This is a genomic window from Pseudomonas sp. PL-6 (assembly GCF_054110165.1).
In genome coordinates this window covers 2043612-2058413 of record NZ_CM134189.1, presented here as the reverse complement: position 1 = coordinate 2058413, position 14802 = coordinate 2043612, and the positions used below count along the sequence as shown (strand labels likewise).

The window sequence follows — 14802 nt, the reverse complement described above, 5'->3', positions numbered from 1 at the left end:
TGTGCTGCGCGACATCCACCCTACGACGGTTCGTAGGGTGGACAACCGCGAAGTGTTGTCCACCAGAGGCGTGAATGAAGAACAAAGCAGGTGTACAACAATGACAAAACACACCGAACCGAATAACCGCCCTGCTCGCCCGGCACCGGTGCCGATTCTCGACCCGTCGCCGAGCAACTGGCGCCTGCCGCGCCCGGGCCAGACCACGCCTTCCTGGAGGCTGAGTAAATGAGCTGGATCAGTGCCCTCGCCGAGCTGCAGCAAAAAGGTGAAGCCTGCGTGCTGGTGACCATCATCGAGGAACGCGGCTCGACGCCGCGCAACGCCGGCTCGAAGATGGTGGTCACCGCCGAGCGCATCTTCGAAACCATCGGCGGCGGCCATCTGGAATACAAGGCCATGGAAATGGCCCGCGAGATGCTCGCCAGCCGCAGCCAGGACACCCGCCTGGAGCGCTTCTCCCTCGGCGCCAGCCTGGGCCAGTGCTGCGGCGGCGCCACCGTGCTGCTGTTCGAGCCCATGGGCCAGCCGCAGGCGCAGATCGCCGTGTTCGGCGCCGGCCATGTCGGCCGCGCGCTGGTGCCGCTGCTCGCCAGCCTGCCGTGCAAGGTACGCTGGATCGACTCGCGGGAGAACGAATTCCCCGAGCAAGTCCCTGCCGGCGTGGAGAAGATCGTCAATGACGAAGTAGTCGACGAGGTGGAGAACATGCCGCCCGGCAGCTACTACATCGTCATGACCCACAACCACCAGCTCGATCTGGAGCTGACCGCGGCGATCCTCAAGCGCGGCGATTTCGCCTACTACGGCCTGATCGGCTCGAAGACCAAGCGCGTCAAGTTCGAGCATCGCCTGCGCGAACGCGGCTTCGAGGAACCCCTGATGGCGCGCATGCGCTGCCCCATGGGCCTGCCCGAAGTGAAAGGCAAGCTACCGGTGGAAATCGCCGTGTCCATCGCCGGCGAGGTGATCGCCACCTATAACGCCCTATTTGGTGAAAAAAGAGCCGGCCAGGACGTGAAGAAGGGCGAGTCCAGCGTCGCCAAACTGCTGCCCGCCTCGCGCCGCACCCAGCCGTAGGTTGGCGCTGAGCGCTGCGAAGCCGATCGCGGCCCGGCCCAACAGGGAGTGCGCAGCACTCCGCCCGGCTGCCCGGTTTGCGGCAACGCCAGGCTCACGACCGTCGTGTTGGGCTTCGCGGAGCTCAGCCCAACCTACCCGTACTACCTTGATCTGAGATTTGAGCCCCATGACCACCAACGTCAAAGCCTACCGCGCCGCCATTTTGCACAGCCTCGCCGACCCGGCCGTGGTCGGCGTCGAGCAGTCCTATGAGTATTTCGAGGACGGCATCCTGCTGATCGAAAATGGCAAGGTCGCCCAGGTCGGCGCTGCTGCCGAGCTGCTGCCGAAACTGGCCGGCGTCGACGTCCAGCACTACCGCGACGCGCTGATCACCCCCGGCTTCATCGACACCCATATCCACTACCCGCAGACCGGCATGATCGCCTCCTACGGCGAGCAGTTGCTGGACTGGCTCAACACCTACACCTTCCCTACCGAGCGGCAATTCGAAGACAAGGCCCATGCCAGCGATGTAGCGGCGATCTTCCTCAAGGAACTGTTGCGCAACGGCACCACCACCGCCCTGGTGTTCGGCACCGTGCACCCGCAGTCGGTAGACGCCTTCTTCGAGCAGGCCGACAAGCTCAACCTGCGCATGATCGCCGGCAAGGTGCTGATGGATCGCAACGCCCCGGACTACCTGACCGACACCGCCGAAACCGGCTACGCCGAGAGCAAGGCGCTGATCGAGCGCTGGCACGGCAAGGGTCGCCTGCACTATGCGGTCACCCCGCGCTTCGCCCCCACTAGCACGCCGGAGCAACTGGAGTTGGCCGGCAAGCTGCTGGGCGAGTACCCGGACCTCTACATGCACACCCACCTGTCCGAGAACCGCAAGGAGATCGAATGGGTCAAGGCGCTGTTCCCCGAGCGCAAGGGCTATCTCGACGTCTACGACCACCACAAGCTGATCGGCCCGCGCGCGGTGTTCGCCCATGGCGTGCACCTGTGCAACGAGGAGTGCCAGCGCCTGGCCGAAACCGGCTCGGCGGTGGCCTTCTGCCCCACCTCCAACCTGTTCCTGGGCAGCGGCCTTTTCGACCTGAACAAGCTGGAAGCACACGGCGTACGCGTCGGCCTGGGCACCGACGTCGGCGCCGGCACCAGCTTCAGCCAGCTGCAATCGCTGAACGAGGCGTACAAGATCATGCAGCTGCAGGGCAAGAAGCTCGACCCGTTCAAGTCGCTGTACCTGGCCACCCTGGGCGGCGCCAATGCGCTGTACCTGGACGACCGGCTGGGCAACTTCCTGCCCGGCAAGGACGCCGACTTCCTGGTGCTGGACTACAACGCCACGCCACTGATGAGCTACCGCATGCAGCAGGCCAGGAGCCTGGAAGAGCGGTTGTTCGCCCTGACCATGCTCGGCGACGACCGCTCGGTGAAGGAAACCTTCGCCGCCGGCGTGTCGGTGCACCAGCGCTAAGCGTAGGGGGTCGCGGGTCCGCCCAGGTCGCGCGCACCAGCGATTTTCCAGGGGCCGTGGTGCGCACAGCACCCCCTACCCCGCTGAAACAAAAAAGCCCCGAGGCGCGAACATCGGGGCTTTTTTCTACAGCGCCGTCAATCAGCGGTTGGCGGCGCTACGCCCGGACTTCTTCTTGGTCTGCAGCAGGTGCGAGAACACCGCGTGCAGGTCATCCGAGGCGCTTTCCTCGTCCAGATTGAGCTTGCTGTCGATATGGTCCATGTGGTGCATCATCAGGTGCACCGCACGCTCGGCATCGCGCGCCTCGATGGCGTCGATCAGCTGGTTGTGCTCGTCGTAGGAACAATGCGAGCGGCTGCCGCTTTCGTACTGGGCGATGATCAGCGAGGTCTGCGACACCAGGCTGCGCTGGAAGCTCACCAGCGGCGCATTACGCGCGGCCTCGGCCAGCTTGAGGTGGAACTCGCCGGACAGGCGGATGCCGGCGCCGCGATCGCCGCGGGAGAAACTGTCCTGCTCGTCCTTGACCATCTGCCGCAGCTCGGCCAGTTGCTCGGCGGTGGCGTGTTCGACGGCCAGCTCGGTGATGGCGCGCTCGACCAGACGGCGCGCGTAGAAGATCTGCCGGGCTTCTTCGACGCTGGGGCTGGCGACCACCGCACCGCGGTTCGGTCGCAGCAGCACCACGCCCTCGTGGGCCAGGCGCGACAGCGCGCGACGAATGATGGTACGGCTGACGCCGAAGATCTCGCCCAGGGCCTCTTCGCTCAGCTTGGTGCCGGGCGCCAGACGCTGTTCGAGAATGGCATCGAAGATATGGGCGTATACGACATCGTCCTGAGTCCCGCTGCGGCTGCTTTTGCCGGTGCGCGGCTGCTTCTTGAGGGGCTGCAATTGATCGTTCATTCTGGCTCGCGTCAATGAGAGTCGGCGACACTGCGACTCTACTGTGTTCTACCCGGTAGCTGACAAGCACCGGGAGAAAAATCATCGGAAAAAAATTCGGACAATTGTACACAATTCAACCAATCGATGCACCAGAGTTGTATGACCACCCCTTTTCGGGCTCAGCCGGGGGCAAGCGACGAACGGCGGGCCGGCTCAAATTCTTTCCTTATATAGCCGGCATTTCTCAGGCCATTACCGGCTAACCAGGCATAGCCCCCTGTCCGGCGACCTCGATCGCGATGCCGAGCACGGCGTCACACAAAATCCTATCTATTTGTTTTAAATGAATTTTCTAAAAATCGGCGACGGCCATTGTCGCCAATTACACCCGTTCTCGCGGCGAAATTGGCCCAGGGTTCGATTTGTGCAACATTAAAAACATTAATTGCATTTTTTGTATACAACAGCATAATCGCGCCTGAGTGACTTCTTGACCGCTCGGTCAACAACTTAGCCAGGAAGCACCGCGAACGCACCGCCTGCCTCAGAGAGCCGCTGTCCTCGCGCAAGGCTCTGGGCGGTACACAACAAGAGAGATGAGGAGTACCCGCTGTGGAAAGCGTCAAACAAGAACAACACGCGTCTCAACTGGCAAGAACCGGTCTGCTCGACCGTTTCTTCAAGCTGACCGAGCACCGCACCACCATCAAAACCGAGTTGCTGGCCGGCCTGACGACCTTCGTCACCATGGCCTACATCATCTTCGTCAACCCCAACATCATGGCCGGTGCCGGCGTCGACCACGGCGCGGCCTTCGTCGCCACCTGCATCGGTGCGGCGCTGGGCTGCTTCCTCATGGGCCTGTACGCCAACTGGCCGGTGGGCCTGGCGCCGGGCATGGGCCTCAACGCCTTCTTCACCTACACCGTGGTCGGCGAGATGGGCTACAGCTGGCAGATCGCCCTCGGCGCGGTTTTCATCTCCGGCGTGCTGTTCATGATCATGAGCCTGTCAAAGATCCGCGAGTGGCTGCTCAACAGCATCCCCATGAGCCTGCGCTTCGCCATGGGCGCCGGGGTCGGCCTGTTCCTCGGCCTGATCGGCCTGAAGACCGCCGGCATAGTCGTCGACAGCCCGGCCACCCTGCTGACCATGGGCTCGTTCGGCAACCCCAACGCCCTGCTCGCCGCCGTGTGCTTCCTGCTGATCGCCGTGCTCAGCCACCGCAACGTGTTCGGCGCCATCCTCTTCAGCATGCTCGGCGTCACCGCGCTGGGCTGGGCCCTGGGTCTGGTGGAGTACGGCGGCCTGGTGTCGATGCCGCCGAGCCTGGCGCCGACCTTCCTGGCCATGGACATCGCCGGGGCCTTCAACGTGGCCATGATCAGCGTGATCCTCGCCTTCCTCTTCGTGAACATGTTCGACACCGCCGGCACCCTGATGGGCGTGGCCCACCGCGCCAACCTGGTGGACGAAGATGGCAAGATCCAGAACCTGTCCCGCGCGCTCAAGGCCGACTCCACCTCCAGCGTGGTCGGCGCCGTGGTCGGCTGCCCGCCGGTGACCAGCTACGTGGAGAGCGCCTCGGGCGTGGCCGCCGGCGGCCGCACCGGTTTGACCGCCGTGGCCGTGGGCGTGCTGTTCCTCGCGGCGATGTTCTTCGCCCCGCTGGCCGGCATGATCCCCGCCTACGCCACCGCCGGCGCGCTGATCTACGTGGCGATGCTGATGATGAGCGGCATGGCCCATATCGACTGGAAGGACCACACCGACACCATCCCGGCCATCGTCACCGTGGTGATGATGCCGCTGACCTTCTCCATCGCCAACGGCATCGCCCTGGGCTTCCTCACCTACGCCACGCTGAAGCTGCTGACCGGCCAGCGCGACAAGGTCTCGCTGAGCCTGTACGTGCTGTGCGTGATCTTTATCGCCAAGTTCGCCTTCCTCTGACGGCAACCTGGTGTTGATCGAAGCCCCGGCCATGTGCCGGGGCTTTTCGTTTGGCCATTGGCGTCGGGACGCGCAGCCTCGGCGCGCCCCGCAAGCATGTCGCCCAGCCTTTCGCGGATTGCATCCGGGCCAGGCACAGGCAGCGATAGCCCGGTTGGGGGGCGCCCCGCGCAGCGCATCCACACTTGGTACCGTGGAAGGCGTCGAACCTGGTGCGCGCAGCGCCCCCCAGATGCGGCTCCCCCACTGGTGGCCGACCAGGCGGCCTAGCGACAAGCGCTATGCTGGGTTACCCGGCGCTCGGGTGACGTGGCGATCCCCATGACACTCCCAGCGCCGCCAGCCCCACAAAGCGACTGGCAACACAGCCCTGCAACGCGGGCAAAAAAAAGCCCGCAGTGTGAGCGGGCCTAAGGACTCGAACGAGTCTGAGGGTGACAAGCATTCGTCTGACGGGCAGCTGGCCCGCCAGTCACTCAGCTACCGCGGTAGGTGGAGTAGCTGTAGGGGGAAATCAGTAGCGGCACATGGTAGTGCTCCTGGCCGGCGTCGATGCCGAAGCGCAGCACCACTACATCGAGGAACGCCGTATCCGGCAGCTTCACGCCACGGGCGCGGTAATAGTCGCCAGCGTGGAAGTGCAGCTGGTAGACGCCCGTGCGGTAGTCCTCGCCCTGCAGCACCGGCGCATCGCAACGGCCGTCGTGGTTGGTGGTAACGCTGTTGATCAGCTCCAGCTGCGCGCCTTCGACGCGGTACAGCTCGACCTTGATGTCACTCCCCGGACAACCGTGCGCGGCGTCCAGTACATGCGTAGTCAAACGTCCCATGGCTCTCGGGCGCCCGTCGCGGCCTGCGGCTACACGGACACCACACCTCCTCTACTCTGTTGAAATCGGCTCGTCGCAGTGCTCCGACGCTCTGGCAGGATAGCACGTAGAGCGAATATAAAACACTTTACACAAAAATTGTACACAATAAATCCAGCAAAAAGCCCGACCTGACAACCGGATCGTTCGCGCCCCATCGGCATGCAACTCAGCAGCCACGCCAGCAGCGGAGCACATAGCTGACCAATCAGGCAAGATTCTTGCTTGCTCGACCAGGGAAGAAAATGACGAAAAGTCGATTTACAAACGGCAACTAACTTTGTATACAATTAGCCATCCCGGTCGCGCAGCCTTCCGATCCCGAGGCGCGCAGTGACCGCAACGTTCCAGATAGGAAGACTGCAGTGAGCGCTGATTACCCACGCGATTTGATCGGCTACGGCGACACCCCTCCGCATCCGCACTGGCCGGGCGATGCCCGCATCGCCCTGTCCTTCGTGCTCAACTACGAGGAAGGCGGCGAGCGCAACATCCTCCATGGCGACAAGGAGTCCGAGGCCTTTCTCTCCGAGATGGTCGCCGCCCAGCCGCTGCAGGGCCAGCGCAACCTGTGCATGGAGTCGCTCTACGAGTACGGCAGCCGCGCCGGCGTGTGGCGCCTGCTCAACCTGTTCAAGAAACACGACATTCCGCTGACCGTGTTCGCCGTGGCCATGGCCGCCCAGCGTCATCCCGAGGCGATCCGCCAGATGGTCGCCGCCGGTCACGAGATCTGCAGCCACGGCTACCGCTGGATCGATTACCAGAACATGGACGAGGCCACCGAGCGCGAGCACATGCTCGAGGCCATCCGCATCCTCACCGAGCTGACCGGCGAGCGCCCGCTGGGCTGGTACACCGGTCGCCTGGGCCCGAACACCCGGCGCATCGTGCGCGAGGAAGGCGGTTTCCTCTACGACTCCGACACCTACGACGACGACCTGCCCTACTGGGACCCGGCCAGCACTGCGGAGAAGCCGCACCTGGTGATCCCCTACACCCTGGACACCAACGACATGCGCTTCACCCAGGTGCAGGGCTTCAACAAGGGCGACGATTTCTTCGAATACCTCAAGGATGCCTTCGACGTGCTCTACGCCGAGGGCGAGGCCGGCGCACCGAAGATGCTGTCGATCGGCATGCACTGCCGCCTGCTCGGCCGCCCGGCGCGCCTGGCTTCGCTGGCACGCTTCCTCGACTACGTGAAGAGCCACGACAAGGTCTGGTGCGCCCGCCGCGTCGACATCGCCAAGCACTGGCACGCCACCCACCCCTTCCGTGCGACCGCCGAACAAGAGAGCAGCAAATGAGCCGTTTCCAGACCCTGACCCCGTCCCAGCTGAGCCGCGAGGCCTTCGTTGCCGCCTTCGCCGACATCTACGAGCACTCGCCCTGGGTCGCCGAGAAGGCCTACGATCTCGGCCTGGACGCTAGCGTCGACGAGATCGACGGCCTGCAGCAGCGCATGGCCGACATCCTCCTGTCCGCCAGTCATGAGGCGCAGCTGGCGCTGATCAACGCGCACCCGGACCTGGCCGGCAAGGCTGCAGTGCGTGGCGAGCTGACCGCCTCCAGCACCGCCGAGCAGTCCGGCGCCGGCATCCATGAATGCACCGCCGAGGAGTTCGCCCGCTTCACCGAACTCAACGACGCCTACAAGGCCAAGTTCGGCTTCCCCTTCATCAAGGCGGTCAAGGGCAGCAACCGCCACCAGATTCTGGCCGCCTTCGAGGAGCGCATCCACAACACGCCGGAGCAGGAATTCGCCACCGCCCTGGCCGAGATCAACAAGATCGCCCTATTCCGCCTGCAGCAGCTGTAAGGCTGGCGCAGCCCCGACAACCGAATCGAACAAGTAGAACAGCCATGCGTAGCCTGACCATCGAGCCCCTGAGCAAAGAAGCCTTCGCCCCTTTCGGTGACGTGATCGAAACCGAGGGCAGCGACTTCTTCATGATCAACAACGGCTCCACCCGCCGCTATCACAAGCTGGCCACGGTGGAGACCGCGCAGCCGGAGGATCGGGCCATCATCAGTATCTTCAGCGCCGAGTCGCTGCAGATGCCCTTGACCATCCGCATGCTGGAACGCCATCCGCTGGGCAGCCAGGCTTTCATACCGCTGCTCGGCAACCCCTTTCTGATCGTGGTCGCGCCAGTTGGCGATGTACCTGTATCAGGGTCCGTCCGTGCCTTCCTCAGCAATGGCAGGCAGGGCATAAATTACCATCGCGGCGTCTGGCACCACCCGGTGCTGACGATCGAAAAGCGGGATGACTTCCTGGTGGTTGATCGCAGTGGTTCCGGCAACAACTGCGATGAGCATTTCTTCAATGAGGACGAGCTCCTTCTCCTCAACCCCCACCAATAAGAGAAGCCCGGGGCTGGCGTGCCTATCCCGGGAAAGAGGTACAGATCGTGGAAGCACATTTCACCGAATGGCTAAACCTGGGCATCCGCTGGATCCATATGATCACCGGTATCGCCTGGATCGGCGCATCCTTCTATTTCGTCTGGCTGGAGAACAACCTCAACCGTAGCAACCCCCGCGAGGGCCTCTCGGGCGACCTCTGGGCGATTCACGGCGGCGGCATCTACCACCTGGAAAAGTACAAGCTGGCTCCGCCGAAAATGCCGGAGAACCTGCACTGGTTCAAATGGGAGGCCTATGCCACCTGGCTGTCGGGCATCGCCCTGATGCTGGTGGTGTACTACCTCAACCCCAGCCTGTACCTGATCAAGCCGGGCGTCGAGCTGGCACCGGCCATGGGCATCGTCATCGGCTTCGGCTCGATGATCGCCGGCTACGTGGCCTATCACTTCCTCTGCGATTCGCCGCTGGGCAAGCGCCCGGCCCTGCTCGGCGCAGTGCTGTTCGTCCTGATCATCGCCGCCGCCTACGGCTTCAGCCAGATCTTCAGCGGCCGCGCGGCGTACATCCATGTCGGCGCCATCATCGGCACCATCATGGTCGGCAACGTGTTCTTCACCATCATGCCGGCCCAGCGCGCGCTGGTTAAGGCGATCGAAGACAACACCACGCCCGATCCGACCCTGCCGGCCAAGGGCCTGCTGCGCTCGCGCCACAACAACTACTTCACCCTGCCGGTGCTGTTCATCATGATCAGCAACCACTTCCCGAGCACCTACGGCAGCCAGTACAACTGGCTGATCCTGGCCGGTATCGCGATCCTGGCCGTGCTGGTGCGTCACTACTTCAACACCCGCCACGACAGCAGCAAGTACGTCTGGACCCTGCCGGCCGCGGCGCTGGGCATGATCTGCCTGGCCTACGTCACCGCCCCGGTACGTCAGGCGCCGACCGCCGCACCGGTGGCCGTGGTCGAACAGGCCGCCAGCGAAACCCTGGCCAAGGTCGAGGAAGTGAGCGAAGCCGCCCCCGCGGCGCCCGCCGCCAGCGAAAGCGCCGCAGCCGACGCAACCGCCAGCACTGGCAGCGCCGACTTCGCCAAGGTCGAGAGCGTGATCCACGAGCGCTGCACCGTCTGCCACTCGGCCACCCCGAGCAGCCCGATGTTCAGCACCGCGCCGGCCGGTTTCATGCTCGACACCCCCGAGCAGATGAAGGCGCAGGCGGCCAAGATCCATGCGCAGACCGTGGCCACGCAGATCATGCCGCTGGGCAACATCACCCAGATGACCCAGGACGAGCGCGATTTGATCGGCAGCTGGATCGCCCAGGGCGCCCAGACTAACTGATTGCCACACATGCCGCGCCCGTGACTGGGCGCGGCATTTTTTTTGGCGATGTCCCTGTTAGCTGTGGCTAGCCAGGGCAGGCTCGGGGGCCTTGTAGGGCGGGCCGGGCGGCGATCCGCTTTAGCCCACGCTGACCACCGTTGGTGGGCTAAAGCCCACCCTACGCCCCTGCTTCGTGCGGGAGCGACTCAACCGCCAACCCGACACCCCGCCGAACCGCCGAACCGCCGAACCGCCGGCAGCGCAAGCTGACCGGCGGTTCAGTTTTTGTGCACAATCCACAAATAAATTGTTTTTAACCATGTCCACAAGTTGTATAGTCGGCACATTCTGACCGATTGGACAGTTTTCCTTCGAGCAGAGCAGAGGTGCCGTGAAGCCTCGTGTAAGCCCATGACCATATAAAAACAACTGGCAGGCTATGACATGACCACAGACCGCAACACCCAAGCCCCAGCTGCGCCTTCCGGCAACAGCGACCTGATCTACCAGCTGGACGACACCCCAGCCTTCGCCCCTGCCATCTTCGCGGCGCTGCAGCATGTGCTGGCCAGCTTCGTCGGCATCATCACCCCCACCCTGATCGTCGGCAGCGCCCTCGGCCTCGGCGCCCACGTGCCCTACCTGGTGAGCATGGCGCTGTTCGTCTCCGGCCTCGGCACCTTCGTCCAGGCCAAGCGCATCGGCCCGATCGGCTCCGGCCTGCTGTGCCTGCAGGGCACCAGCTTCGGCTTTCTCAGCGTGGTGCTCAGTGCCGGCTTCATCGTCAAGGGCCGCGGCGCCAGCGAGGAGGAGATACTCGCCACGCTGTTCGGCATCTGCTTCTGCGCCGCCTTCGTCGAGATCGCCTTCAGCCAGTTCATCAACAAGCTGCGCAAGGTGATCACCCCGGTGGTCACCGGCACCATCATCTGCCTGATGGGCCTGTCGCTGATCAAGGTGGGCATGACCGACTTGGCCGGCGGCTACGGCGCGCCAGACCTCGGCGCCCTGCATCACCTGGCCCTCGGCGGCCTGGTGCTGGGCACCATCGTCCTGCTCAACCGCGCCTCCTCGCAGGTGCTGCGCCTGTCGGCGGTGATCATCGGCCTGGCCCTGGGCTTCACCGTTGCCTGGTTCACCGGCCGGGTGGATTTCGCCAACATGGCCGAGGTGCCGCTGATCAGCGTGCCGCAGCCGTTCAAGTACGGCTTCGGCTTCGACTGGATCGCCTTCGTGCCGATCGCGGTGATCTTCCTGATCACCCCGCTGGAGACCGCCGGCGACCTGACCGCCAACTCGATCATCTCCAAGCAGCCGGTCAAGGGCCCGCTGTACATGCGCCGGATCAAGTCCGGGGTACTGGCCGACGGCTGCAACTCGGCGGTCGCCGCCATGTTCAACAGCCTGCCGATGACCACCTTCAGCCAGAACAACGGGGTGATCCAGCTCACCGGCGTGGCCAGCCGCCACGTGGGCTTCTACATCGCCGGCATCCTGGTGCTGCTCGGCCTGTTCCCGGTGGTCGGCGCGGTGCTGCAGCTGATGCCCAAGCCGGTGCTCGGCGGCGCCACCCTGATCATGTTCGGCACCGTCGCCGTGGCCGGCATCAAGATCCTCAGCGAAGCCGGCCTGCACCGCCGCAACGTGCTGATCGTGGCCATCTCCCTGGGCCTGGGCCTGGGCGTGGCCGGCGTGCCGGACGTGCTGTCGCACATGCCGGACGTGCTGAAAAACATCTTCGGCTCGCCGATCACCATCGGCGCCTTCAGCGCCATCGTGCTGAACATCTTCCTGCCCGACGAGACCCACGAGGTCGAGGAAGACGACTACGACCCCGAGGCACACCTGCACACCGTGCTGCAGAACCGCCAGGACGACGAGGCCGTCGACGACGGCAGCCTCAAGACCCTCAGCCGCGACCTTACCCCGGACGCGCGACCGAGCTGACCACCAACCTCGCTTCCCCTCCCGGCGGCGCGCCGCCGGGAGCTACCTGCTTGCACTCCAACAATAAGGAAAATCCATGAAACTCAAGCATCTGCCCCACTGCCTCGCCCTCTCCGCCGGACTGTTCTCCGGCCAGCAGGCGCTCGCCGGCGACCTGCTCTACTGGCAGGACAACAGCCTGTCCTACCTGTACGGCGAAAATTTCCAGCGCATGAACTTCAATGGCGAGGAGCAGCGCACCCAGACCACCTTCACCTTCGAGCACGCCAGCGGCTGGGCCTGGGGCGACGTGTTCTACTTCCTCGACTACATCCGCGCCGACAACGTGCAGTCGCGCGGCAGCTTCGACAACGGTACCTTCCGCCAGCACGACAAGGATTCCTTTTACTACATGGAGTTCTCCCCGCGCGTCAGCCTCAGCTGGCTGACCGGGCAGAAGCTGGCCGCCGGCCCGATCAAGGACGTCTACGCCGCCTTCACCTACGAGAAAGGCGAAGGCGGCCCCGGCCCGGAGAACTACCTGTACGGCGTCGGCCTGGACTGGGACGTGCCCGGTTTCGCCTTCTTCAAGACCAACCTGTACCGGGTGAAGATCAACAACCACACCTTCTTCGCCGACAGCGACAGCAACGGCTACGCCACCCAGCTGACCGTCTCCGCCGCCTACCCCTTCAGCGTCGGCCAGCAGGACTTTTTGGTCGACGGCTTCGTCGACTGGCGCTCGCCGTCCAGCGATGCCGGCACCCAGACCTCGGTGGGCTCCTCGATCCAGGTCAAGTGGGACGCCGGCAAGGCCCTGTTCGGCAAGGAACGCCAGCTCTACGTCGGCACCGAAGTGAACATGTGGCACAAAAAGTACGGCGTGAAGCCGGTGGACGGTTCCACCGACGGCTTCGACCAGACCGCCGTGCAGGCACTGGTCAAGTACCACTTCTGACCACTGCCACACCCCACTTGGCCGACGTCGGGTAGGGACGGCGGCCGGGTAAAAAGGGGGATGGGCCTTACGCCCCTCCCCCTTTTTCTTTGCGCCGAGCGCAAGGGGCGCACGGAGCAGCGCCTTTACCAAACCGGCTTCCCCCCCGCACCAACCGGGCGCTTACGAACCAGGCCCAGCACCGCATCGGTGCAGGATCGAGCCGCCCTATCCGGCTTCTCCATCAATGCTTTGCAAGCATACAATTGACCAGCAGGTCAAGTTTTTGCACACAATAAATATGTTTTTTGTGTGCAATTTGTCAGAAAGCCATATTCAGCGGCGCATTTTATGTGTACAAGGCAATCAGGTTCCTACCGAAATTCTGCCGAAACGGCTGTATACATAAGATCGGCCGAACGGCGTCTACAAAAACGGAACGGAACCTGCAGACAAATCTCCTCATACGCCGCCAAGGCGCAAGAACAAAACTGGGAGCTGTCCATGTCCAACGCCGAAGAATTCCGCATCAAGCACATCGATACCTCGCTGCACAACGAGGACCTCGCCCCGCTCGCCCCGGAGAAACGCAAATGGGGCTGGTTCGAGATCTTCAACGTCTGGTCCAACGACATCCAGAGCCTGTTCGGCTACACCCTGGCCGCCACCCTGTTCATCTCCTACGGGCTCAACGGCTGGGCGGTGCTGGCCGGCATCGTCCTCGCCGGTTTCATCGTCATGGGCCTGGTGCAGCTGACCGGCAAGCCGAGCGTGAAGTACGGCATTCCCTTCCCGGTGTTCGCCCGTGCCAGCATGGGCGTGCGCGGCGCCAACTTCCCGGCCCTGGTACGCGGCATAGTCGCGATTTTCTGGTACGGCGTGCAGACCTACTTCGCCTCCACCGCGGTGGCGCTGCTGCTCAACTCGCTGCTGCAGCCCGAGGCGCCGGCCACCTTCCTCGGCATGACCGCCATCGGCTGGCTGTCCTACCTGATCGTCTGCGTGTTCCAGGTGGCGCTGTTCATCCGCGGCATCGACTGGATCACCAAGTTCCTCAACTGGGCCGGGCCGCTGGTCTACGTGGTGATGATCGCGCTGATGGCGATGATCTGGTACCAGGCCGGCCCCAGCCTGCTCGGCGAGCTGGGCAACATCTTCGACGGCAGCGGCGAGTATGCCGCCGGCCCGGTAGCCGCCTTCTTCGCCGTGGTCGGCACCATGGTCGCCTACTTCGCTGCGGTGGTGATCAACTACGGCGACTTCGCCCGCTTCGTCAAAAGCGAGAAGCAGATGACCGTCGGCAACTTCCTCGGCCTGCCGGTGAGCCTGGCGTTCTTCTCGCTGATCGCCCTGGTGATCACCGCCGGCACCGTGGTGGTGTTCGGCGAGACGCTGACCAACCCCACCGACATCGTCGCGCGGGTGGACAACCTGAGCCTGACCATCATCGCCGCGCTGACCTTCTTCGCCGCGACCGTGGGCATCAACCTGGTGGCCAACTTCATCCCGCCGGCCTACGACCTGGCCAACCTGGCGCCGGCGCATATCAGCGCGCGCACCGGCGGCTTCATCACCGCGGCCATCGCCTTCTTCATCGGCGCGCTGTGGGTGGCCTTCATCAGCAACGTCGGCATCGCCGCCTTCGTCGACACCTTGGGCGCGGTGCTGGCGCCGCTGTACGGCATCATCGTCGCCGACTACTACCTGGTGCGCCGCGGCAAGCTCGACCTGCAGCAGCTGTTCAGCGCCGAGGTCGGCTCGGCCTACTACTTCGACGGCGGCTGGAACCGCAAGGCGCTGATCGCCTTCGCGGTGGCCTCGGTGTTCTCCGTCGCCTCGGTATGGACCCCGGGCCTGAGCCAGCTGTCCGGCTACGCCTGGATCTTCGGCGCACTGCTCGGCGCAGCCCTGCACTACGGACTGATGCGTGGCCAGGCCCAGGCGGTGAAGCGCGCCAGCGCTGTCGTCTGAAGC

Annotated in this window: 12 protein-coding genes; 10 read left to right on the top strand and 2 right to left on the bottom strand. The window is 64.0% G+C overall.

The window, feature by feature from the left end; genetic code table 11:
- The first annotated feature begins 228 nt into the window (after positions 1–228).
- Both xdhC and guaD read left to right on the top strand, forming a co-directional pair.
- On the top strand, positions 229–1080 hold the full coding sequence (gene xdhC, locus ACW9UL_RS09595; RefSeq protein WP_457790404.1) for a xanthine dehydrogenase accessory protein XdhC: 852 nt from the start codon (positions 229–231) through the stop codon (positions 1078–1080).
- Positions 1081–1249: 169 nt separating this feature from the next.
- Entirely contained in the window at positions 1250–2551 is a 1302-nt protein-coding gene (gene guaD, locus ACW9UL_RS09590) for a guanine deaminase (RefSeq protein ID WP_457790402.1), read from the top strand.
- A 141-nt stretch (positions 2552–2692) separates the two neighbouring features.
- On the opposite strand, the gene ACW9UL_RS09585 is transcribed toward guaD, so the two are convergent.
- On the bottom strand, positions 2693–3460 hold the full coding sequence (locus ACW9UL_RS09585) for a GntR family transcriptional regulator (protein WP_021443267.1): 768 nt from the start codon (positions 3458–3460) through the stop codon (positions 2693–2695).
- Positions 3461–4054: 594 nt separating this feature from the next.
- Between ACW9UL_RS09585 and ACW9UL_RS09580 the strand changes: the two genes are divergently transcribed.
- Entirely contained in the window at positions 4055–5395 is a 1341-nt protein-coding gene (locus ACW9UL_RS09580; protein WP_021443268.1) for an NCS2 family permease, read from the top strand.
- Between the two features lie 476 nt (positions 5396–5871).
- Here the strand turns inward: ACW9UL_RS09580 and uraH are convergent, their stop codons facing one another.
- Complete coding sequence (uraH, locus tag ACW9UL_RS09575) at positions 5872–6225, bottom strand: hydroxyisourate hydrolase (protein ID WP_021443269.1); 354 nt, start codon at positions 6223–6225, stop codon at positions 5872–5874.
- Between the two features lie 404 nt (positions 6226–6629).
- Here uraH and puuE point away from each other — a divergent pair, with 404 nt between their 5' ends.
- The 7 genes from puuE (at position 6630) to ACW9UL_RS09540 (ending at position 14799) form a co-directional block, all read left to right on the top strand.
- Positions 6630–7574 (top strand): allantoinase PuuE, encoded by a 945-nt coding sequence (gene puuE / locus ACW9UL_RS09570; RefSeq protein ID WP_122108382.1) that lies wholly within the window; start codon positions 6630–6632, stop codon positions 7572–7574.
- Complete coding sequence (gene uraD, locus ACW9UL_RS09565) at positions 7571–8086, top strand: 2-oxo-4-hydroxy-4-carboxy-5-ureidoimidazoline decarboxylase (protein WP_457790398.1); 516 nt, start codon at positions 7571–7573, stop codon at positions 8084–8086. The genes puuE and uraD overlap by 4 nt, the downstream gene beginning before the upstream one ends.
- A gap of 44 nt (positions 8087–8130) precedes the next feature.
- On the top strand, positions 8131–8634 hold the full coding sequence (locus ACW9UL_RS09560) for an ureidoglycolate lyase (RefSeq protein ID WP_457790396.1): 504 nt from the start codon (positions 8131–8133) through the stop codon (positions 8632–8634).
- Positions 8635–8681: 47 nt separating this feature from the next.
- Entirely contained in the window at positions 8682–9983 is a 1302-nt protein-coding gene (locus ACW9UL_RS09555; RefSeq protein ID WP_397485058.1) for a urate hydroxylase PuuD, read from the top strand.
- A gap of 426 nt (positions 9984–10409) precedes the next feature.
- Positions 10410–11912, top strand: a complete 1503-nt coding sequence (locus ACW9UL_RS09550; RefSeq protein WP_021443274.1) for a nucleobase:cation symporter-2 family protein — start codon at positions 10410–10412, stop codon at positions 11910–11912.
- Positions 11913–11988: 76 nt separating this feature from the next.
- Entirely contained in the window at positions 11989–12849 is an 861-nt protein-coding gene (locus ACW9UL_RS09545; protein ID WP_457790393.1) for an outer membrane protein OmpK, read from the top strand.
- Positions 12850–13332: 483 nt separating this feature from the next.
- On the top strand, positions 13333–14799 hold the full coding sequence (locus ACW9UL_RS09540) for an NCS1 family nucleobase:cation symporter-1 (RefSeq protein WP_122108387.1): 1467 nt from the start codon (positions 13333–13335) through the stop codon (positions 14797–14799).
- Positions 14800–14802: the final 3 nt, after the last annotated feature.

Excerpts from the sequence above, each read along its gene's own strand:
- xdhC (WP_457790404.1), top strand. The coding sequence starts at position 229 with ATGAGCTGGATCAGTGCCCTCGCCGAGCTGCAGCAAAAAGGTGAAGCC.
- guaD (WP_457790402.1), top strand. The coding sequence starts at position 1,250 with ATGACCACCAACGTCAAAGCCTACCGCGCCGCCATTTTGCACAGCCTC.
- ACW9UL_RS09585 (WP_021443267.1), bottom strand. The coding sequence starts at position 3,460 with ATGAACGATCAATTGCAGCCCCTCAAGAAGCAGCCGCGCACCGGCAAA.
- uraH (WP_021443269.1), bottom strand. The coding sequence starts at position 6,225 with ATGGGACGTTTGACTACGCATGTACTGGACGCCGCGCACGGTTGTCCG.
- uraD (WP_457790398.1), top strand. The coding sequence starts at position 7,571 with ATGAGCCGTTTCCAGACCCTGACCCCGTCCCAGCTGAGCCGCGAGGCC.
- ACW9UL_RS09560 (WP_457790396.1), top strand. The coding sequence starts at position 8,131 with ATGCGTAGCCTGACCATCGAGCCCCTGAGCAAAGAAGCCTTCGCCCCT.
- ACW9UL_RS09550 (WP_021443274.1), top strand. The coding sequence starts at position 10,410 with ATGACCACAGACCGCAACACCCAAGCCCCAGCTGCGCCTTCCGGCAAC.
- ACW9UL_RS09545 (WP_457790393.1), top strand. The coding sequence starts at position 11,989 with ATGAAACTCAAGCATCTGCCCCACTGCCTCGCCCTCTCCGCCGGACTG.
- ACW9UL_RS09540 (WP_122108387.1), top strand. The coding sequence starts at position 13,333 with ATGTCCAACGCCGAAGAATTCCGCATCAAGCACATCGATACCTCGCTG.